Raw genomic sequence first — 20041 nt, forward strand, 5'->3', positions numbered from 1 at the left:
GACAAATTAAAAAAACCCTACTTACATTGTACCAAACAATTGTGGCAGTTGTCATGCAATTTAGAATATTCCATTTATTTTTTAGCGATTTTCAGCATTTTCATGGTCTCAATGATCTTTTCTTGATCTTCAATGCTAATTTGGATCATATCAGCCCGTTTTGCATCCGTTTTTTTTATAACTAGGTAGTTTTCTTTTTTAAATGACATAAGCTGATAGTATTCTGCCTTGTCAACACGAGTAAACCAAACTTTTCCAATATAGTTTTTAGTAATGAGCCCATCGCCTAGCTCCATGATTGCCCAAAGTACCGACATCTCTAGTCCCATGAAAATCACAAGTAATCTTGTAGGTAAATCATAACTTAACATAAGTGCAGCAACTATGATCACAGCAGGAATCGTCAATCCAAGCAAGAAAAAGATTTTTTTTGACTTGGCTTTATATTTTATGCGATATAAAATTTCTTCTTTAGCAAATACACGTCTTCTCAAATCATTTAAAATCATAAGCGTACAAATTAAAGTAAGTGCACCATAACTATAAAAACTACTTTCCATATTTCCTCCTGCCCCACATCCTTATTTTACTTAACAATCAATCCCCTTACGAGATAACACACCTTGACTATAATAATGTTTCTTTTCAACCATTTCAGTGACCAGATCAGCTGCTTCCAATAGTTGATCCGGCGCATATCGTCCTGTTAAGATCACTTCAACAAATTCTGCCTTGTGTTTCAAAACTTCTATAACATCATCACAACTGATGAGCTGATAATAAAGTGCAATGGTTATTTCATCTAGAATTACCATATCATAATCACCGGATTGTAAGATTGCATCACACTTTTCAAGTGCTTCGCGTGCCGCTTTTCGATCTGATGCTTCCGGATCTTTTTTTATAAAACACCCTTCTCCAAGTTGTTCTATAACGATGTTTGATAGGATATCACTAATTCCTGTCTCACTATACTTCATATCTTTCACAAACTGCCCAACATAGACTTTTTTTCCAGCCATTGCAGCTCTAAGTGCTATCCCAAACGCAGCAGTGGTCTTGCCTTTTCCATTCCCCGTATAAACATGCACATATCCCTTTTCCATATAGCCCTCTTTTCGAATATTTTACACCTTTATTAGTATATCACAGTTTTTCTATTGCGCTCAACGAAAGAAAATGCGAGCTTTTAAATCGGCCATTGCCAAATTTTAAAACTCGCATAAATATGTTATTTGGGTAAACTCTCATTGAATTTTTTTAGTTCTATGGAATCGAAGATTGGAACATTGCCCGAATCAAATGCCTCGATAAAATCAAATCCTAATTTGTACCTAATTTTGTTTTGGTACATGCGATCATCCGCAACTCTAAAAAGCTCATTTAAAGTCATCCCTTCCTCACCAAAGGAAGAAATACCATAGCTGTAAGAGCAAACAAATTTTCTATCATTGATCGTGATCGGATTTTCCATCAGATGCTTTAGATGACCATCGATTCGCTTTCTTAGCCGATCTTTGCTGCAATTAAAAAATATACCTACAAATTCATCGCCACCATACCGCGCAAGAATATCACTTTTTCTGACAAGGGCTTTACAACTGTCAGAAAAATACTTTAGTAGTTCATCGCCAGCTATGTGACCATATTCATCATTGACACTTTTAAGATCGTTAAGATCAAATACAACTAAATTGAACTTTTCATTATATCTAGAGGCTCTCTCTAATATATGCTTAAACATATCATCAAAATAGTGACGATTATAAAGCCTTGTTAAACTATCATATCTCGATAAAAAAGCTTTTTCTTCAAATAGCAACTGATTTGAAACTGCAATTTCAACATTGTTTCTTACAAATTCCATCAACTTCACATCATCATCGTCAAAAGCATCTGTCTCTGTAGAGTCAACATTGACGACACCAAAGAAAACACCATTGATATAGACAGGAGCAGTAATTGTAGATTTAATGTACTCATCCTCTCCATTTGCAGTCATTATTTTCTCATAATCCCCAAAGATGTTGAGATTGTTTATCTTAACAATTTGCTTCAGATGCCTTCCAGCTGATCTATATAGAAAAGACTCATTAACAGGTATAGAGAACGATTCCATACTTTTCGCATCATAACCAATCTGTGCAAAAGGTTTTAACAAGTCACCTTCTCGTATAAGTACCGTTCCAAGTCTAGCATGATCAATTGCATCAAGTGTACTGTGTAAAATTGTTTTATAAAGTTGCTTTATCCCATCAGATTTTACGATAGATTGAGTCACCTTTAGCATAGATTCTCTTAAAATTAATAACTTTGAAAGATGAGACTGGGTCTGTTTTTTATCGTTGATATCAAGTAGATGCGTCAACAAAAAGCGTTCATTCTCATAGAGTACTACGCGTGTCTTGTGTTCAACCCAAAAAACATCAGAAGTAGGTGTCTTAACGCAGAGTTCACACTGTTCAATATATGCCTCTCCTGATAGCGCATCAGAAACGAGTTTTTTAAAGCCTTCAATATGTATAGGGTTAATAAACGTCTCAAGTTCATGTACATTAAAGGCTTCTAAGTCACATCCAAAAGTACATCGGAACGAATCATTTATATATGCCACACGATTTTGGTTTACAAGAATCGTAGGCATAGTAAGCAGTCGATCAATTACGTCAAGATCGCTTTTATCTAATTTCTCTAAAGTCAGATTTTCAAAAGCCATGCTCTCTCCTCTAGGTATGCAAATGTGACATTTATATTACAGATATAGGTATAAAATACCACTTGAAATAGGATTCGTCAAATCATTATTAAAAATTATTGAAAACGTAAGAAATCGTATGAAAACTGAGCTTTGCTTCCTATTGAAACAAAGCTCTATAAAAAGCACTGTCTGTATCATAGTAATCACTTAATTTGTCATATCCAATCATAAAGGTTGGAAACCCAGCGGCAAAAGGTGCTATTTCATATTGTGGGTAATAAACACTCAAACCACTTTCCGTTAATGAGACACTAAAATGTGCTTCCCTGAACTCTTTTAGCCTTTGATTTTTGGGTGTGTTGTGATCAATAAACAAAAACATATCATTGTCACTCATGAAAGCCGCATCTATCAGTTCAACAAGTGCATCTTCCCAGCCACTATCTTTTTTAAACAATTCTGAGAACAGATATCGATCACCTGTTGTATAATCTATATAGTATGTTTCTTGAATATTGTTTGGATGCGCTGCTCCAAAACCATACCAATAACCAATTGCATCATAGTTAATAACACTACCTATTGTAGTAAGCGTAAAATCTACAGAAAAAATATTATCAATGTGATTTACTTGATTGTAGTCGACGATTTCCTCTGAATCCATAGTTAGGGTGTCTACTTGATAATTTTTTACAATTGAAAATACACTTTCGTTAATTTTAGATTGCGTATCTAGAGAATCCGTACTGAAAACTGGATAAAAAATACTGGTTCCAATGTACGGCGATAAAATCTGAGTCGTGTAAGTGATTTCATCATTTAAGTGGTTCTTTATCATATCTTCATCTAAATTCTCACCGTCTAAAGACATCACCCATTTAATTCTATCTGTACGATCGTCTAAAGGTTTAATAAATATTTTACCACCTTGTTGATTTGCAATAACTGGAAAGTAAAAAGCAGGATAGGGCTCTAAAGGTTTCCCGCTATCATCAATAAAGTAAGATTTACTGCCATCATTTGCTAGAAACAAGTAATCCGTAACGGGCATCACATAATAAAATCCAGTTTCAGAATGAACAGTACCTTCACCATCAATCAACTTTTTCTTGATGACTGAATAGTTATCAGGCCCATAGCCCCCCCAAAACTCAGAAGGTTCTGCCACAAGATAATGCCAAGTATCAACACGAGTCAACAACCCTTCTGGCTCAACAACATAACTACCTGTTGGATCGATCAATCCGTAGATTCCTTCTGAAAGAACACCATAGAATTCATTTTCGGGAGGAGATACCATCACTATAGCTCTACCACCATAGAAATCCCACGCTTGCTTAAAAATTGGCTCGATAACAACTTTGCCTTCTTGATCTTTAAACCCATATAGCCCAGATGCTTCATCTAAAAACGCCAGCCAACCTGAACTCACATGTTCTGCTTCCAAAAGTGGATTAGACTGATTCACTACATCCTTATTGCCACTACAACCTACAATTACAGTTATAAGCATTAACATCATTAATCCTACTAAAACCCTTGATCTATTTTTCTTCATATTTATACCGCCATCCATTTCTACCAATATCCCCTATATACTAAATTTTTACACAAACAAATATATATATATATTTACAATTTATAATTAACATCTTAACTCTAATATTAATTGATATCAATTGAAATTTCAATGAATTGCAAAAAATATCGTCTAAGGAATAATGAGATGCTATAATTATAATTAGAATCTAGCTTTTTCTATCAAATGTTGATTAATCTATATAGGAGGCCTTATGAAATGGTTCACTAAACCTTTTGAAGAATTGGATATTTATACACTTTATAATATCATTGCGCTTCGGATCGATGTCTTTATACTTGAGCAAACATGTCTTTATCCAGAACTGGATTACAAGGATCAGTCGTCTTTACACCTTTATGCTATGGATGAACAAAGTAACATCAAAGCCTACTTACGCATCCTTCCACCAGGGGTATCCTACGCTGAAGTATCCATAGGTCGAGTCGTCGTATCACCTGCTGCTAGAGGCACCCAGCTTGGAAGAGATTTGATGCAGCGCGCCATCAAGCAGATAAATGACGTATATGGAAAAGTCCCTATTCGCATATCAGCCCAAGCCTATCTCGAGTCGTTTTATACGTCCCTTGGCTTTCAACCTGTTTCAGAGATCTATCTTGAAGATGATATCCCTCATTTAGAGATGTTGTTTAGTACTGAATAAATTTCCACTTGACATTTTTTTAGACATGTAATAATATAAGTTTTAATAAAATGCAAAACTGGCTATGAAGAGATGAGTATTCAATTCGGACGTTTTACAGAGAACTCCTGGTGCTGAGAAGGAGAAATGGTCAAATTGAAGAAAAAAGCCTCTGAGCTTTGCAAGGAATTTGTGAAACTAGTAGTTGATCATTCATTCACAAAGGATGCTGCAACGGTTGCCCCCGTTATCAGGCTAGAGTATAAGTGAATTTTCACCGTACTTGAAGAGGTCGTTTTTTTATTACGACAAATTGGGGTGGTACCACGAAGTTTAACTCTCGTCCTCAAGACATCAGTCTTGAAGTCGGGAGTTTTTTTATTGAATTTCTTAGGAACTGATGTCTTAGGATTATCTGTGGTCATTTCTAACCGGTTGCGCATGTTAAACAAATATAGGAATCTATATTACTAACAGGAGGTATTTTTATGCATTGGGCAAATGAAACCGCACAAAGGTTAATTGAAAATCACAAAAACGCAGAGACTATCGTATGTGCTTCAGGGATTAGTCCCTCGGGTCATGTACACATTGGAAACTTCAGAGAAGTAGTAACCACACATTTTGTTGTAAAAGCACTTGAAACACAAGGCGTTAAAGCACGCTTTCTCTTCTCTTGGGATGATTATGACCGTTTCCGTAAAGTACCCTCAGGCATACCAGAACATTTTTCACAGTATATAGGTCTACCCTACTCAGAAGTGCCAGATCCCTTCGGCTGTCATCGTTCATATGCAGAACATTTTGAAAAAGAATTTGAGTCAGCTCTTGAGGCGTTTGGCATTGAGCCAGAGTTTATATATCAATCACAAATGTATCAAAGTGGCATCTATACAGATGCCATTAGAGAAGCGATGATCAATAGATTTCAGATCTACGACGTTATCAATTCTTTTAAAACACAAGAGTGGGATGAAACTGAAAGACAACGTTATTATCCTATAAACATCTACTGTCGAGCTTGTGGCAAAGATACCATGACACACATTCACTATGACGAAGATGAAGATAGTCTCGAATACCAGTGCGAATGTGGACATCACGAGTATACAGAACTTGAAGGCTTTAACCGAATCAAGTTGACGTGGAAGGTAGACTGGCCCATGCGCTGGCGTCATGAGAACGTGATGTTTGAGCCAGGTGGTAGAGATCATTCTTCAGAAAACGGCAGTTTCCAAGTCTCTACCACTGTTTCAAATAGGATATTTAGCAGACCCGCTCCAGATTATATCGCATATGAATTTATCGGATTAAAGGGAAACTCTGCAAAAATGTCCAGTTCTACAGGTCATCTCATCACCCCAGCAGACTTACTAAAAGTCTATCCACGCGAGATTATCTTGTTTATCTTTGCCAAATACCATCATACAGATGCATTTGACATCGGACTAGACGAAGACATCAACCGTATGTTTACCGAATACGAAAGATTACTTGGTAAGTATTTATCTGAAGCACCTTTAGATGACACCATTCTTGAGATGCTCATGCTTTCCGGAGCTGATGATAGCAATCTACATCTTGCACCAAAATTCTCAAGTATCGCTTCGACATTGCCTCTCGTTGGATTTGATCGCGCGCTCCTTATGAAACTCATGACAGACTTTGATTATACTGACCCTGTTGTAGCAAAAAGTTTTCATATGAAATGTACTTGGGCTAAATTCTGGCTAGAAAATCTTAACACGAAAAGGTTGCCAACCATCCAAGATATGTTTAATGCTTACTATTATAAGACTTTAAACAATCAAGAAAAAAATTGGATTGACGCATTTAAAGTGATGATTGAAAACCAAAATATTGACCCATCAACATCTGATGATTTGATGACAGCCATATACGATATCGTTCAACATGAGATTCCTTCAATTCGAAGAAAACAACAAAAGCGCTTTTTTGAAATCATCTATCGCTTGGTTTTAGGACAAAGCAACGGACCTCAGATTTCGATTTTGCTTCAAATGGTACCAAGAAATCAAATGATCAAACTTCTCAGTGCATAAAATGATAATGCCTATAAAAAAAGCGAGGTGCACCCTAAAAAGTGCATCCTCGCTCTATCTTATTCACTAAAGCAGCTATATAATTATTTTCCATCCAGAAGATTGCCTAATCCACCGAGTAAACTTCCCTCACCAGTTGATTTGCCACCATGAGCTCTAGCACTGGATAAAATCCTATCTGCCATACGAGAAAATGGTAGTGATTGAAGCCAAACTTTGCCAGGTCCTCTTAGCGTTGCAAAGAATAGACCTTCGCCACCAAACACTGCACTTTTGATGCCTTTAACCATCTCGATACTGTAATCTACAGATCCAGTTAACGCCACTAAACATCCCGTATCGATCTTAAGGACTTCACCTTGAGCAAGTTCTTTTTCAATGATCGTACCACCCGCGTGTAAAAATGCTAAGCCATCACCTTCTAGTTTTTGCATGATGAAACCCTCACCACCAAAGAAGCCAACACCCATTTTTTTCTGAAACTCTATGCCAATGCTGATCCCTTTCGCAGAACAAAGATAAGCGTCTTTTTGCGCAATTAACTTTCCGCCATAGTTCATCAAATCAACAGGTACTATCTTTCCTGGATAACCAGCTGCAAAAGCCACTTTCTTTTTATCTGAAGACATATTAGAGAACTGTGTCATAAAAAGACTCTCTCCAGTAATCATACGTTTACCTGCGCCTACTAGCTTGCCCATAAACCCACCGCTATTACTGCTTTCAGAACCATCACCAAATATAGTTTCCATTTCTACGCCAGATTCCATATACATCATAGCGCCAGCCTCAGCAATTACAGATTCTCTAGGATCTAGCTCAATCTCAACAAACTGTAAATCATCTCCAAATAATTCATAGTCGATCTCATGTGCTCTCATAAGTTTCTCCTTTTCAAAATAGTTTTTAATGTGTCTGATACTTATCTAGAAACGCACTCAGATAAGACTTCACCTATAGGTGCCAAGATCTGAAGCGTCGCTTTGTGATCATGCCCTGTTTTATCTTTGTTGATCAACACAAGGTTCGTGCCTTTATAATAGTTAATTAAACCTGCAGCTGGATATACGATTAGAGAAGTGCCGCCTACAATTAAAAGGTCTGCAGATTCAATCGCTTCCACAGCTGATTGTATCACTTCCATATCTAAGTTTTCCTCATATAGCACTACATCTGGCTTAATGATCCCGCCACAAACATCACACTTTGGTACGCCTAAACTGTGGATAACCACATCTAAACTAAAAGTCTTTCCACAACTCATACATGTATTTTGGTGTATAGATCCATGTAGTTCTAAGACGTTTTTCGAACCTGCAAGTTGATGCAAACCGTCGATGTTTTGAGTGATCACTGCCTTGAGCTTTCCTTTCGATTCAAGCTCTGCTAAAGCAATATGTGCCGCATTTGGTTTGGCATGTTCATAAATCATATTTTCTTTATAAAAAGTATAAAACACATCCGGAAATTGCATAAAAAAATGATGGCTTAGTATCGTTTCTGGTGGATATGCGCGATTTAAAGTCGTATGAAAAAGTCCATCTGATGATCTAAAATCAGGGATCTGACTTTCAGTAGAGACACCTGCACCTCCAAAAAAGACGATGCGCTCGCTTCTTTCGATTAAAGATTTAAGCTTAACAATTTTTTCGCTTAGCAATTTCCTCACCTCATTCTAACTTTCACTAAAATAAACATACCCTATCTTCTATAATTATAACAGGATAAACATTCATTTATTCATCAGATGAGGAATTAGTTTAAAATTCTTTCTTTTCATAGATTGAAATAGAGAGCACAGTGGATAACACCAAAGATAATACCGCTATAACTATTAAGATCAGAGGTAACATCTCTAAAAAAGCTTCGCTTGGCATCTGTATATTTAATTTAGACATTAAAAGTACCAAAACAGTAGGAGTAGCAATTAAGATGAACATAGCCGTTCTTCCCTTTTCAACACCGAACTTAAACATAAGTGGCAATGTCACTGCCATAAAGAATAGTCCTGCACCTAGTAACATCAAAGCTATAGGGATAATATCTTCCATTGCCATAATGCCAACCACTAAATTAAAAGCTACATTGAGTCCAAAGGCGATCAAGATGAAGCCACCACCTAAAAAATATTTGCTTAACACTAGATCTTTTCTAGATACAGGCATAGTCATCGCATATTTATCCCACTTTGCCTTATCATCGTAAGCCATAGCAGTGATGGGGAGCATCGCTGCAAGAATAGACATCATTGCACCAAGCATCACCGTATTATCACTCGTCAATGCGATCACACCATATACGATGATCAAAATTCCCATCACCTTTGCTTGTGCTTTAAGGTTCACCAAATCTTTATATATTAATCCAGCCATCTTCTCATCTCCTTTTATGGTAGTAAAGCATAATATCTTCAATTGTAGCTTTATCCATCGTCATTTTTTCCTCTTGCAACATCGCTTTGCTTATCCCATCTCTCATCACAAGCGCTTCAACGCCAAAATTATTCTTCCGTACACCGATCACTTTATCTTTCGGCAGTGTATCTATAAAATCATCACTACATTTTATGATGCCGTACTTATCAAGCAGTTCATCTTTGGGCTCAGAAAATACCAGTTTTCCCTTATGAATAAAAGCGATATAATCACAAATCTTCTCCAAATCACTGATGATATGTGATGAAATAAAGATCGAGTGCGTAGGATCTTGGATAAATTCTAAGAACACATCTAAGATTTCATCTCTTACCATGGGGTCAAGTCCACTGGTTGCTTCATCTAAAATCAAAAGCTTTGAGTCATGAGATAAAGCAACTGCGATCGCATGTTTCATCTTCATCCCTCGCGAATAATCTTTAAAAGTTTTCTTTAGGGGCAGATCAAACTTAGCACCCCACTCATGGTATTCTTTAGAATTCCATGTTTTATACACATTTTTCATAATGCCATCTACACCAGTTGCATTAAGCGCTTCTGGGAAAAAGCTCTCGTCTAAAACCACTCCGATATTTTCCTTTAAATCTTTTAAATGTACTGAAGTATCATGATTAAAGATCTTGATCTCACCAGCATCTTTATGTATCAGATCAAGAATCGCTTTAATCGTTGTTGTTTTACCAGCACCATTTTCACCGACTAAGCCCATGATACAGCCACCTGGTAGGGTCAAATCGATGCTTTCAAGTTTAAACCCATCATAATTTTTACTGAGCCCCTTTATTTCAAGGGCAACATCATAATTCATACTTTCCATAATACGCTCCTTATTCACCGCTATATAATAGTTTAATAAGATCTATCAAAGACTCCAAATCTAAATTGGTTGATTTTGAAAGTTCAACTGCCTTTTGAAGATGTTCTTCCATACGCCTAAGATGTTCTTCACGTATAAAGTCCATATTTTTCGAAGCAACAAAAGACCCTTTGCCAACTTGAGAGACGATAAATCCTTCATTTTCAAGTTCCTCATATGCACGCTTTGTTGTGATGACACTGATGCGTAGTTCTTTTGCAAGCAGGCGCATCGAGGGAAGCGCTTCACCTTCTAAAAGCTCTCCAGATATGATCAGATTTATAATTTGATCTTTTATCTGCTCGTATATGGGAACACCACTTGAATTGCTAATAAAGATATGCAATTATTCACCTCCAATAATGTATATATACAATATATACATTATTACCTTTTAAGTCAACAACATTTGAGTAACTTTTTATAATTTGGGTAAATAAGATTTAGACACTCAAGTTTTCAAAAGGAGAAGAGATATGGGAGAAAACCTAGATAAAGATAAGAAAAAATATGTGAAGCCCGATTTAAAGGACCTAAGGCAAAACCTCACAGATTTAGAGTTTCAAGTTACTCAAAACAATGCAACTGAAAAACCTTTCGAAAATCCATATTGGGATCACTTTGAGAGAGGCATTTATGTAGATAAAGTCACCGGTGAGCCACTTTTTACTTCAAAAGAAAAATTTGATTCCTCATGTGGCTGGCCAAGTTTTACAAAACCGGTTTATAAAGAATCCATCAAATATGTAGAAGATAAGACCCTATTTATGCACCGTATAGAAGTAAGAAGTCAAGCTGGCGATAGTCACTTAGGACATGTTTTTAACGATGGTCCCGAGGAAATGGGTGGTCTTAGATACTGTATCAACAGTGCCTCTATTAGGTTTATCCCATATGACAAGTTAGATGAAGAAGGATACGGGGAATATAAAGACAGGGTTTAATCTCATGGTACATGAAACTACCTACCCCAAGCACGCATAATAACCATTACACTATAACAAGCCAATACAAACCACAATCATTCGACTTAGACATTCGGTTGATTAGCGTTTATATTGGCTTTAAACTTGTCATCAATGACCAGCATGTCATCAATTATTAACTTATCGTATAGAATACCTAAACTAAAACCTATTCGATTGCCACGTTGACATAATTCTGTTACTATGAATCTAAACAAATATTTTAACTATTGTCGATTAATTTGAAACTTACTTGGAGGCCATATGAAACTTTTACTGAACCCCTCACACTCAGCGATATTTAACTTAGCGCTTGAGGAATACCTTATGACAGGTTTTGATGATGAATTTTTCATGCTTTGGACCAGCGAACCATCGATCTTGATCGGTAAACATCAAAACACCTACACAGAAATCAACATTCCTTATGTTGCACTGCACAAAATCCCAGTCGTTAGACGTATGTCTGGTGGTGGCACTGTATTTTGCGACCCAGGGAATATCAACTTCACCTTTATAGAGAACAACCTTACTAGTTTTGCAGATTTTAAAAAGTTCACTGCTCCAATCATATCGTATATCCAAACACTTGGTGCGCCCGCTGAATTTTCAGGTAGAAACGATCTCGTCATTAACGACCAAAAATTCTCAGGTAATGCACAATACCGTATCAAAAATAGAATTTTACATCACGGTACACTTCTATTTGATTCACAGATAGGTAGCTTAGTAAACGCACTCACACCAAAAGAAGAAAAATTCACTGACAAATCGGTCAACTCTGTTAAAGCAAGGGTTACCAACATCAAAGCGCACATTAAAGATCAAGACATGACCATCGATGATTTAAGAAAGGGGATCTATGCGCACATACTTGAAGCTTTTGAAGGCAGTAGCTTTATGGAACTATCCAAAGAGGATATCGCAGCTGTTGAAGCACTGGTAAAAAGTAAATATGCCACGTGGGACTGGAACTACGGCGAATCTCCTAAGTACGACTATAACAACATCCGAAAATTCAAAGGTGGTATGGTAGAACTTGGACTCACTGTCCAAAAGGGAATCATCAGACAACTTGCCATCCACGGCGATTATTTCTCAACAAAAGATACCTCAGAACTCTGTAGCAAACTAGAAGGCATCAGACATGAAAAAAGCGCAATACTCAGAGCACTTGAAAACCTCGATTTTAACGCTTATCTTCAGGGCATCAGCGCTGATGAATTTTCAACATTTATGACTGAAATCTAGATCCTATATAAAAACAAGTGATTTGATCACCAGCAAGGAGGCCACTTGATCATGAGCAACTCAAACTATCAAAAGAAACCAGAATGGCTTAAAGTAAAGATTCAAAATCCCAAAAACCTAAGCCACGTCAACACACTGATCCAATCACTCAACCTCAACACAGTGTGCCATGGTGCAAACTGCCCTAACCGACTTGAGTGTTTTTCCAAAAGCACAGCTACATTTATGATTTTGGGAAGTATTTGCTCCCGCCATTGCAGATTCTGTAACATAGAGAGCGGCAAACTACTTCCACCAGACATCGGCGAACCCTACAGAGTAGCCACAGCAGTTAAAGAACTTGGGCTCAAACATGCTGTGATCACATCAGTAACAAGAGATGACCTTGAAGATGGCGGCGCACAGATGTTTGCCCAAACGATAATAGCTATTAGAGAAGCATCACCTGATACTACCATAGAAGTGTTGATACCTGACTTTAAGGGCTCTTTTGATGCACTAAAGACAGTCATGGATGCAAAACCTCATATCATCAACCACAACGTAGAAACAGTGAATCGGTTATATGCAGATATCAGACCTGAAGCAGACTATACACAAAGCCTCGAACTCCTTGCAAGTGTAAAAGCGTATGATGAAAGCATCTTTTCAAAATCTGGTTTTATGCTAGGACTTGGAGAAGAGGAAGAAGAAGTTCTAAAACTAATTGAAGATTTAAGAGCAGTATCTGTGGATATCTTGACGATTGGACAGTACTTACCCCCATCTGATGCACATGCACCTCTAATTTCATATATTACACCGGAAAAATTCACAGAATACGGAAAATATGCTCAATCCATAGGCATCTCAAGCGTTGCATCTTCTCCACTGGTGAGGAGCTCTTATAATGCAAAAGAGGTTTTTGACGAAAAAAACACCAACCTTTGACCACTCTATCATATTTCTATCACATTTGAGGGCTATACTGTAAACAGAGTTAAGCAAGGTGCTTAATAAAACTTACAAATAAGGAGAGTATGATATGAAAAAAGTATTATTGGTTTTAACGGTAGGTATTTTGGTACTTGGAACTATGGCGATGTCTTTTGCAGATGGAGTTTTTAATCCAGCTCAAGTGTATGGCGATCTAGTTGGCATCACCGAAGAAGAAGCTTATAACTTGCATATCGACAGTGACAAAACATTTGGTACACTTGCAAGTGAAGCTGGCGTTTATGAATCATTCTCATCGATTATGCTAGCATCAAAAACAGAGTATGTTAACCAGTTGGTTGCAGATGGTAAACTCACTAGTGAACAAGCAGATAGCATCCTTACAAACCTCCAAAACTGTGATGGTACACAGCAAGGCATCTTAAGAAATGCTTTAGGAAATGGCATGGGGATTGGTGCAAATAGCGAGTACGGCAAAGGTAACGGTCAAGGTGCTAAACTTGGAAACGGACTTTGTGACGGCACTGGAACTGGATTACAAGATGGCACTGGCTACGGTCGCGGCGCTGGTATGGGCCAAAGAGGCATGAGAGGCGGAAACTAATCCACTTAGTTAACATATCAAGTAACAAGTAAAAGGCGAAACCCGAGGATTCATCCTTAGGTTTCGCCTTTTTATTTTATCATCTTAAGAACTTTCTTCTTTTAGAATTTTCTTCTTTTAGAATTTTCTCTTTTTAAGGAAAACACCTGCTGCAGTAACTAAACTACCAAATGCATAGAATAGTTCTGAAGGCAATTGACCTGTTTGAGGTAATGCTTCACCAAGTGGTGTACCTTCATCAGGTAAGAAGATTTCTTCAGTCGTTGGTTCTTCTGTAGTTGCTTCACCAAGTGGTACTTCAGGTTCAGTAATTGTTTCTGTTTCTACATCATATACATATATAACAGATAACGAACCATCGATAAATGTACCAGTCGCATTAGCTGGTGTCTCAGTCAAGATATAACCGATAACATCTCTAGCAGAAGTACCATAATTAGTACCTACGCTACCAACCATTTGATATCCTGGTGATAAAGTTGCGCCATTAGTATCCACGAAAGTTACATTAACTAGTCCTTGAGGTCCATTATCTTCAGTAGGATCAGTAGGATCAGTTGTAATTACAGGTGGGTTTGTTGCAACCGCTGTTGCCTCACCAGTATCACTCACTTCTGTCTCCACATAATAGCCAGTTCCAGTTGCTACGTTGTTATAAGTGCCTGCAAGGTTAACAGTAACTGAATAGTTAAACACTCTTGATTCTCCAGGTGCTAAAGTACCCTCGAGTTCGAACAGTGCGCCATCTACTGAACTACTATCTGGTGCAGGATTATAAGTGATTGTAGAACCATTTGGACCTGTAAGCAAGTCTAAAATACTTAAATTTTCAAGTGTTCTGTTACCATTGTTAATGAGTTCAACTGAGTAGTTGAAAGTTGCTGTTCCACCAGATAATTGTACCAAAGCATTTGTAATCGACTTATTGACATCTATGCTTGGTTCATCTAGTGTTCTTAAGTTAGTAATTGTTACTTCTTTTTCAAGATTTTGAGCATCAAATGTGATCTCACTTGCACTGTATGAAATATCGAACTCTTCAAATTGATCAACCTCTTCAACTGAATAAGATTTCTCAACATTAAGTTCACTTCTCACAACAGTCCAATTATTTTGAGCACTTAATACCATTACACCTTCTTCAGGCTCACCATCTACGATAAGTCTTACACTTATAGAGCTTACTGGTGGATTAATCGGTTCTTCATCAAGACCAATCCAAGCTTTAGTAATTGTAAGCGAACCTTTTTCAGGAGCATAAGTGTTAGTGATCACGATACTTTCTGATGATTCAACATTTAAAGTAGCTGTATCTGAAGTGTCAGTATCATAAATTGATAAATCAGATCCTTGTTCTTGAACAGCATATACGTACTTCACGCCACCTGGTCCATAGATTGGTAGATCGTAGAACATATCTGTCCACTCATTTTCACTATTTAAAATCGTCGTTTCGATAAATCCTTGATCTATCATTTCACCATATGACCTTCTCAAGGTCACGGTGATTGGATTTCCTGTATTACCAACCCACTCTTTAGTAACTTCTAGATCACCAAGTTCAGGCTCATAAGTGTTTGTTATATTCACTGTACCAGATGGTATTTGGCCACCTAGTTTAGCAGGTACATAACTTACAAATCCGTTGTAATCCACGTTGTACGAATAAACATCGTTTTCAACAACAGTATAAGTTTTTCCTAAAGTAAGATCAGTAAAGGTGTAGCTGCTGCTGAAAGTTGCTTCAGTTTTGTATACACCATCTTCATATAGTTTTACAGTAACTTCAGTTGGTTGGTTAGGGTTATAACCATGATCCCAAGTTTTATTCACTGTTAAACTACCTTTTGGATCTGTATAAGTGTTAACTACATTTACGATTTGGTTTTGATTATTTTCATTTAATAGGATCGTGCTTTCACTGATAGATTTACTGTAAAAATCAATATCTTCTTCAGTGATATAGTAGCTGATATTATCTCCAAGTTCTAGATTATAAAATACAACTGGTGTATTTAAAGGTCTAGAGATAATCATCGTACCTACAATTTCATCAGTTTGAGGCATCGCTGGGACACCTGGTACGCCAGGAATTTCTGGGACTGCTGGAACTGCTGGTATCTCTGGGGAATCATCAGTTGCTGGTACAGCTGGTATTTCTGGTGTTCCTGGAACTGCTGGTATCTCTGGGATTTCTTCAGTTGCAGCAGTTATTTTGTGAAGCGTAATGACTGCTTGCGTTGGTCTTTCATCCACTGGATTATTACCATCATTCCAATTTTTTGTCACTGTGATCGTACCTTTTGCATATGTGTTGACGATAGCTATATTGCCACTTCTCGCATGAGGACCAATCACGAGTCCAGATTCACTTGCGCCTGTACCACTAAAGCTTACGTCTTCACTGTACATTGATAACATCTGTGAATCATCCGATGTTTCGTTAACTGTATAGACAGAATTATCAAGTTCTAATCCTTCAAATACATGTGTCCAGTTATTGCTATCATTTAATTCATAACTATCTATTTCAGCGCTATCTTTTAAGAGGTGAACTACGATAGATGAAGGTCTTACGACTGTTTCATCAACGCCATCTTCTACCCAAGTTTTTGTGACTGTGATTGCGCCTTTTGGATCTTTAAAAGTATTGGTAACTGTTGATTGGCCAGTTCTTTCAGTGATGCCACCAGCTTGGTCAAACTTATTTAACAAGACTGGATCAGAATAACTAACATCATAGTCATCAACTGAAATTTCTTCTACAGTGTATTCACCGAAAGGAAGATCTGTAAAAGTATGTGTCCAAGGAGTTGCATCATCTTCTGGTAAATCAACTGTATAAGCAGTTGCTTCGCCATTAAAGAGTAAATTCAAAGTAATAGATGATGGTCTAAATTCACTGTAATTTTCATTTTCATTAGCCCACACCTTAGTAACCGTTAATTCACCTTTTGGTGCAACATATGTGTTTGTAAACGTCAAACTATCCATTCTGCTTTCCAAACTGATCGAAGCAGTTTGAGACTTGTCCTCAGCATCAATTGTATAATCTAGAGGTACATTTTCAGTAAATACATAATCACCAAAAGTATAAGTTTCAAAAGTTTTACTCCATCCACCAGCAGCACTTAAAGTGATACTAGATGGACCATTATAACCTTGAGGTCCTGCGATATCAAAAGTAATATCATCAGGTCGATCACCAGCTACATCTTCATCATCATTCCAAACTTTTGTTAAAGTAATTTTACCGATTGGTGTCTGATAATCATTTGAAATTGTAATCGTTTTATCAAGTGCGCCCGGTGTACCAGCCATTACCTCGACTGTTGTAAATTCAACATAAGCTACACTATAATCTGTGATATAGTCTGGTACTGAAGTTTCTTCAACTTTATATTTAAAATCGAGAGGTAAATCACTGATGGTTACACCAGCAGTATCACCATTCAAGATCGTATGGCCAGAAGATACGATTACCCAATCACTGCCGACCATTTTATATAGATCAAAAGTGACATTGCCTCTAGGGCCTGTACCACTTGGGCCACTTCCAGACCAGTCTTTTTTAACAGTTAAGCTACCTTTTGGTGCATAGCTATTGGTAAATGTTTTTGAACCTGTTGGGTTGCTTCTAGAAATTGTAACAGCTTTTCTAGCACCGTTGTCATAAGTCCAAAAACTTGGAGCATTTGTATCATTTTCTTGGATATAAAATGTCGCTTGATCATTTCCATTAAAACCGTTGTATGGAATATCGAAACTAAACGTATTTGAATTAGTTTGCGCACCATTTACGGTGACATTTATTGGTCCAGCAACTAAACTACCATTAGTAGCGCTGTCATATAAGCTAAAGCTGAAAGTTCTATCAGCTGCTGTTACAGGACCTGTAATTGTTTTATAAACTGTTATTGTAGCTGCTACATCAGGAGCTGTAAGTGTTAACCAACCATTGTTAGTTAAAGCATTTTCAATTTCTGATTCTGTATAAAACGGGTTGTCACTTTGTACATTGAAAAGTGAACGTGCACTTTCATTTGTAAAGTGGGTGTCATTAACAGGCGCATCATCTTTAATCTTCACTCTGAAAGTCACTTCAGTTACATCACCTGATGTCAAAGCAGTACTACCAGAAGGTAAAGTATCAAAATCATCTCCAACTATGGTCCAAGTTATAGTTCCACTTGACTCGGAAACACCACTTGGTAAAGCGCCGACAACTTCAAATTCGCTACCTAGTACATCTTCGACAACTACATCACTGTACCCTGTATTTTGATCGTAGTCCATAGGTTTTGAACTGGTAAAGTTTTGTGAGATTTCATCTAGTGCATCTTCGATTTCATCAGGACCATTGCCGATGATAAAACCACCTTCCCAGTACTTGTGATTGAAAGGTGTATTAGATGGTCTATAAGATGAAGTGTTAGAACTTGTTGGTTGTAATGTCGCTTGTGCGATATTGTTATTAACGAGATCAAAACCAATTGTGTATATTGCGACATCATCACTCGATACGATACCGTCTTCACCTTTTTTAAGTTTCATCCCTTGTAAAATAGTGTACCATACATAATTGCCACCACTGTTAGAACTTCTATGCCAGTAGTCATAGGTATGTGTAGTAAGATTATCGTAGTATATAGTAGGTTCACCGTCACTTATTAAAACAAGGACTGGTTTATTTACTTTTTCACTTGTAGGTCTACTTGCAAAAGCATTTTGAGCTACTAAAAACGCATTTTGGATGTTTGTGTATGTGCCACTATAACCGTCATTTATAACATCTTCAGCATGTGCCTTATTTGTCATAAAAAGGCCATGTTTAGTTTGCATTTCAGCATCATCATTGTATTTTAACACTGCAACTCTATTTCCTGCGTCAATTAGTTTTTTTGCAATATTGATTGCAGCAGTTTCTTGACTTCTCAATTTTGAGTATCTTCCACTTCCCATAGAGTAGGAATAATCAAGTGCTAAAATGATATCAAACTTTACAGGTGGTAACTCAACCTGATAATCTTGACCAGCAGCCCTAAGCTTAATCTCAAATTGTCCGTTGAGAGGGTCTGACGGATTACTACTGCCTAAGTAGTTTACACTTTTATCTGTCCATATCTGACCATCGCTTAATGCAGATGGTAAAACCGTTTGTGCGTCATTACCTGGATTTGTGATACTCACGCCAGCTGGTAAAGCAAATGACGGAATTGGCACCATGCCAAAGATGAGCACAAACGACATCAAGAGCGAGAACACTCTTTTTAATTTAGGATAGTTTTTTAATAAATTCCCCATATAATTCTCCTTTGCCAAATAGTTTCTTTGGCAGTCGGACGATCATTGCATCGACAGATTACTTCTATTGATCACTACTTCGATACATTAGACTCCTGACTTTGCGTCGCCAGTTTTCACTGGGTTTGCCCTTGCATACAAAAAGTCATAGTACATACATAGTACAAAAAACACTAAAACATAATATTTTTTTACACATTCTGGTGAGCATCACCCCTTTCCAAGTTATAATGATGTGTTAGATTGCTCTATCACTTCTGTCAATTTTCCATGACCTCTTTGAGTTCTCAACTTTATTTTGGAGATGTACTGCCTCTTCAATAAGTTCTAGAAACTCAACAGTGCTTCTAAAGTGTAAGGTTAAATCTGAATCTAGCCACTTAATCACACCTTGTAAGTTCATGTTATCTTGACTGTATATCGTCACTAAGAAATTGGTTCCGCCCACTTTTGCCTGTTTTAAAGGAACTTCTTGAATGTCCTTCTTCATCACATCGCCTCCTTGGGCACACGATAAAACTTGATTGCTTAATTGTAATTGATAATCATTATATACCCCGTTTTGTTACATATGGCGAACATATGCGTTACATATGCGTTACATAACTTTGATATTCGCAAAAACTAAAAAAAAGGTGCTGTTGCAAAATAGCCCCAAAGTAAAAAATGGACTCCAGCAAAATCAATTTTGATTTTGTTGGGTCCAT

17 protein-coding genes, 1 riboswitch and 1 other annotated feature are annotated in these 20041 nt (G+C 37.2%); of the genes, 6 read left to right on the top strand and 11 right to left on the bottom strand.

Translation table 11 applies throughout. The features are described 5' to 3' along the window. Window positions 1–74: 74 nt before the first annotated feature. From QE109_RS08530 to QE109_RS08545, 4 genes are all read right to left on the bottom strand, one after another. Complete coding sequence (locus QE109_RS08530; protein ID WP_281094020.1) at window positions 75–560, bottom strand: hypothetical protein; 486 nt, start codon at window positions 558–560, stop codon at window positions 75–77. Window positions 561–590: 30 nt separating this feature from the next. Beyond that, window positions 591–1106 carry a cob(I)yrinic acid a,c-diamide adenosyltransferase gene (locus QE109_RS08535; protein WP_281094021.1) on the bottom strand — a complete coding sequence of 172 codons (516 nt, stop codon included), beginning with the start codon at window positions 1104–1106 and terminating at the stop codon, window positions 591–593. Between the two features lie 125 nt (window positions 1107–1231). Next, window positions 1232–2716, bottom strand: a complete 1485-nt coding sequence (locus tag QE109_RS08540; protein ID WP_281094022.1) for a sensor domain-containing diguanylate cyclase — start codon at window positions 2714–2716, stop codon at window positions 1232–1234. 139 nt (window positions 2717–2855) lie between these two features. Then, complete coding sequence (locus QE109_RS08545; protein ID WP_281094023.1) at window positions 2856–4256, bottom strand: WG repeat-containing protein; 1401 nt, start codon at window positions 4254–4256, stop codon at window positions 2856–2858. Between the two features lie 235 nt (window positions 4257–4491). On the opposite strand from QE109_RS08545, the gene QE109_RS08550 reads away from it, so the two are divergent. Beyond that, window positions 4492–4941 carry a GNAT family N-acetyltransferase gene (locus QE109_RS08550; RefSeq protein WP_281094024.1) on the top strand — a complete coding sequence of 150 codons (450 nt, stop codon included), beginning with the start codon at window positions 4492–4494 and terminating at the stop codon, window positions 4939–4941. 55 nt (window positions 4942–4996) lie between these two features. After that, window positions 4997–5271 (top strand) — a binding site (T-box leader). Between the two features lie 137 nt (window positions 5272–5408). After that, window positions 5409–6983 (top strand): lysine--tRNA ligase, encoded by a 1575-nt coding sequence (lysS, locus tag QE109_RS08555; RefSeq protein WP_281094025.1) that lies wholly within the window; start codon window positions 5409–5411, stop codon window positions 6981–6983. A gap of 83 nt (window positions 6984–7066) precedes the next feature. Here the strand turns inward: lysS and QE109_RS08560 are convergent, their stop codons facing one another. The 5 genes from QE109_RS08560 to QE109_RS08580 form a co-directional block, all read right to left on the bottom strand. Beyond that, complete coding sequence (locus QE109_RS08560; protein WP_281094026.1) at window positions 7067–7864, bottom strand: TIGR00266 family protein; 798 nt, start codon at window positions 7862–7864, stop codon at window positions 7067–7069. A gap of 41 nt (window positions 7865–7905) precedes the next feature. After that, complete coding sequence (locus QE109_RS08565) at window positions 7906–8643, bottom strand: NAD-dependent protein deacylase (protein ID WP_425365116.1); 738 nt, start codon at window positions 8641–8643, stop codon at window positions 7906–7908. Window positions 8644–8743: 100 nt separating this feature from the next. After that, window positions 8744–9355, bottom strand: coding sequence for an ABC-2 transporter permease (locus QE109_RS08570; protein ID WP_281094028.1), 612 nt, complete (start codon window positions 9353–9355; stop codon window positions 8744–8746). Window positions 9356–9359: 4 nt separating this feature from the next. Then, on the bottom strand, window positions 9360–10226 hold the full coding sequence (locus QE109_RS08575; protein ID WP_281094045.1) for an ABC transporter ATP-binding protein: 867 nt from the start codon (window positions 10224–10226) through the stop codon (window positions 9360–9362). A 19-nt stretch (window positions 10227–10245) separates the two neighbouring features. Next, a complete protein-coding gene (locus QE109_RS08580) occupies window positions 10246–10620 on the bottom strand; it encodes a GntR family transcriptional regulator (protein WP_281094029.1) in 375 nt (124 codons plus the stop codon). A gap of 166 nt (window positions 10621–10786) precedes the next feature. Between QE109_RS08580 and msrB the strand changes: the two genes are divergently transcribed. From msrB to QE109_RS08600, 4 genes are all read left to right on the top strand, one after another. Continuing rightward, a complete protein-coding gene (gene msrB, locus QE109_RS08585) occupies window positions 10787–11218 on the top strand; it encodes a peptide-methionine (R)-S-oxide reductase MsrB (RefSeq protein ID WP_342637124.1) in 432 nt (143 codons plus the stop codon). A gap of 285 nt (window positions 11219–11503) precedes the next feature. Beyond that, a complete protein-coding gene (locus tag QE109_RS08590) occupies window positions 11504–12490 on the top strand; it encodes a lipoate--protein ligase (protein ID WP_281094030.1) in 987 nt (328 codons plus the stop codon). A gap of 51 nt (window positions 12491–12541) precedes the next feature. Continuing rightward, complete coding sequence (gene lipA, locus QE109_RS08595; protein WP_281094031.1) at window positions 12542–13420, top strand: lipoyl synthase; 879 nt, start codon at window positions 12542–12544, stop codon at window positions 13418–13420. A gap of 94 nt (window positions 13421–13514) precedes the next feature. Beyond that, window positions 13515–14030 carry a hypothetical protein gene (locus QE109_RS08600; protein WP_281094032.1) on the top strand — a complete coding sequence of 172 codons (516 nt, stop codon included), beginning with the start codon at window positions 13515–13517 and terminating at the stop codon, window positions 14028–14030. 117 nt (window positions 14031–14147) lie between these two features. Here QE109_RS08600 and QE109_RS08605 read toward each other — a convergent pair whose 3' ends face one another. Both QE109_RS08605 and QE109_RS08610 read right to left on the bottom strand, forming a co-directional pair. Continuing rightward, window positions 14148–19334 (bottom strand): Cna B-type domain-containing protein, encoded by a 5187-nt coding sequence (locus QE109_RS08605; protein WP_281094033.1) that lies wholly within the window; start codon window positions 19332–19334, stop codon window positions 14148–14150. 26 nt (window positions 19335–19360) lie between these two features. Further along, window positions 19361–19474, bottom strand: a riboswitch (cyclic di-GMP riboswitch). Window positions 19475–19572: 98 nt separating this feature from the next. Continuing rightward, a complete protein-coding gene (locus QE109_RS08610; RefSeq protein ID WP_281094034.1) occupies window positions 19573–19824 on the bottom strand; it encodes a hypothetical protein in 252 nt (83 codons plus the stop codon). Window positions 19825–20041 lie beyond the last annotated feature (217 nt).

The sequence above is a fragment of the Fusibacter bizertensis genome (assembly GCF_029914245.1).
Lineage (GTDB): Bacteria > Bacillota > Clostridia > Peptostreptococcales > Acidaminobacteraceae > Fusibacter_C > Fusibacter_C bizertensis.

Excerpts from the sequence above, each read along its gene's own strand:
- QE109_RS08530 (WP_281094020.1), bottom strand. The coding sequence starts at position 560 with ATGGAAAGTAGTTTTTATAGTTATGGTGCACTTACTTTAATTTGTACG.
- QE109_RS08535 (WP_281094021.1), bottom strand. The coding sequence starts at position 1,106 with ATGGAAAAGGGATATGTGCATGTTTATACGGGGAATGGAAAAGGCAAG.
- QE109_RS08540 (WP_281094022.1), bottom strand. The coding sequence starts at position 2,716 with ATGGCTTTTGAAAATCTGACTTTAGAGAAATTAGATAAAAGCGATCTT.
- QE109_RS08545 (WP_281094023.1), bottom strand. The coding sequence starts at position 4,256 with ATGAAGAAAAATAGATCAAGGGTTTTAGTAGGATTAATGATGTTAATG.
- QE109_RS08550 (WP_281094024.1), top strand. The coding sequence starts at position 4,492 with ATGAAATGGTTCACTAAACCTTTTGAAGAATTGGATATTTATACACTT.
- lysS (WP_281094025.1), top strand. The coding sequence starts at position 5,409 with ATGCATTGGGCAAATGAAACCGCACAAAGGTTAATTGAAAATCACAAA.
- QE109_RS08560 (WP_281094026.1), bottom strand. The coding sequence starts at position 7,864 with ATGAGAGCACATGAGATCGACTATGAATTATTTGGAGATGATTTACAG.
- QE109_RS08570 (WP_281094028.1), bottom strand. The coding sequence starts at position 9,355 with ATGGCTGGATTAATATATAAAGATTTGGTGAACCTTAAAGCACAAGCA.
- QE109_RS08575 (WP_281094045.1), bottom strand. The coding sequence starts at position 10,226 with ATGAATTATGATGTTGCCCTTGAAATAAAGGGGCTCAGTAAAAATTAT.
- QE109_RS08590 (WP_281094030.1), top strand. The coding sequence starts at position 11,504 with ATGAAACTTTTACTGAACCCCTCACACTCAGCGATATTTAACTTAGCG.
- lipA (WP_281094031.1), top strand. The coding sequence starts at position 12,542 with ATGAGCAACTCAAACTATCAAAAGAAACCAGAATGGCTTAAAGTAAAG.
- QE109_RS08600 (WP_281094032.1), top strand. The coding sequence starts at position 13,515 with ATGAAAAAAGTATTATTGGTTTTAACGGTAGGTATTTTGGTACTTGGA.
- QE109_RS08605 (WP_281094033.1), bottom strand. The coding sequence starts at position 19,334 with ATGGGGAATTTATTAAAAAACTATCCTAAATTAAAAAGAGTGTTCTCG.
- QE109_RS08610 (WP_281094034.1), bottom strand. The coding sequence starts at position 19,824 with ATGAAGAAGGACATTCAAGAAGTTCCTTTAAAACAGGCAAAAGTGGGC.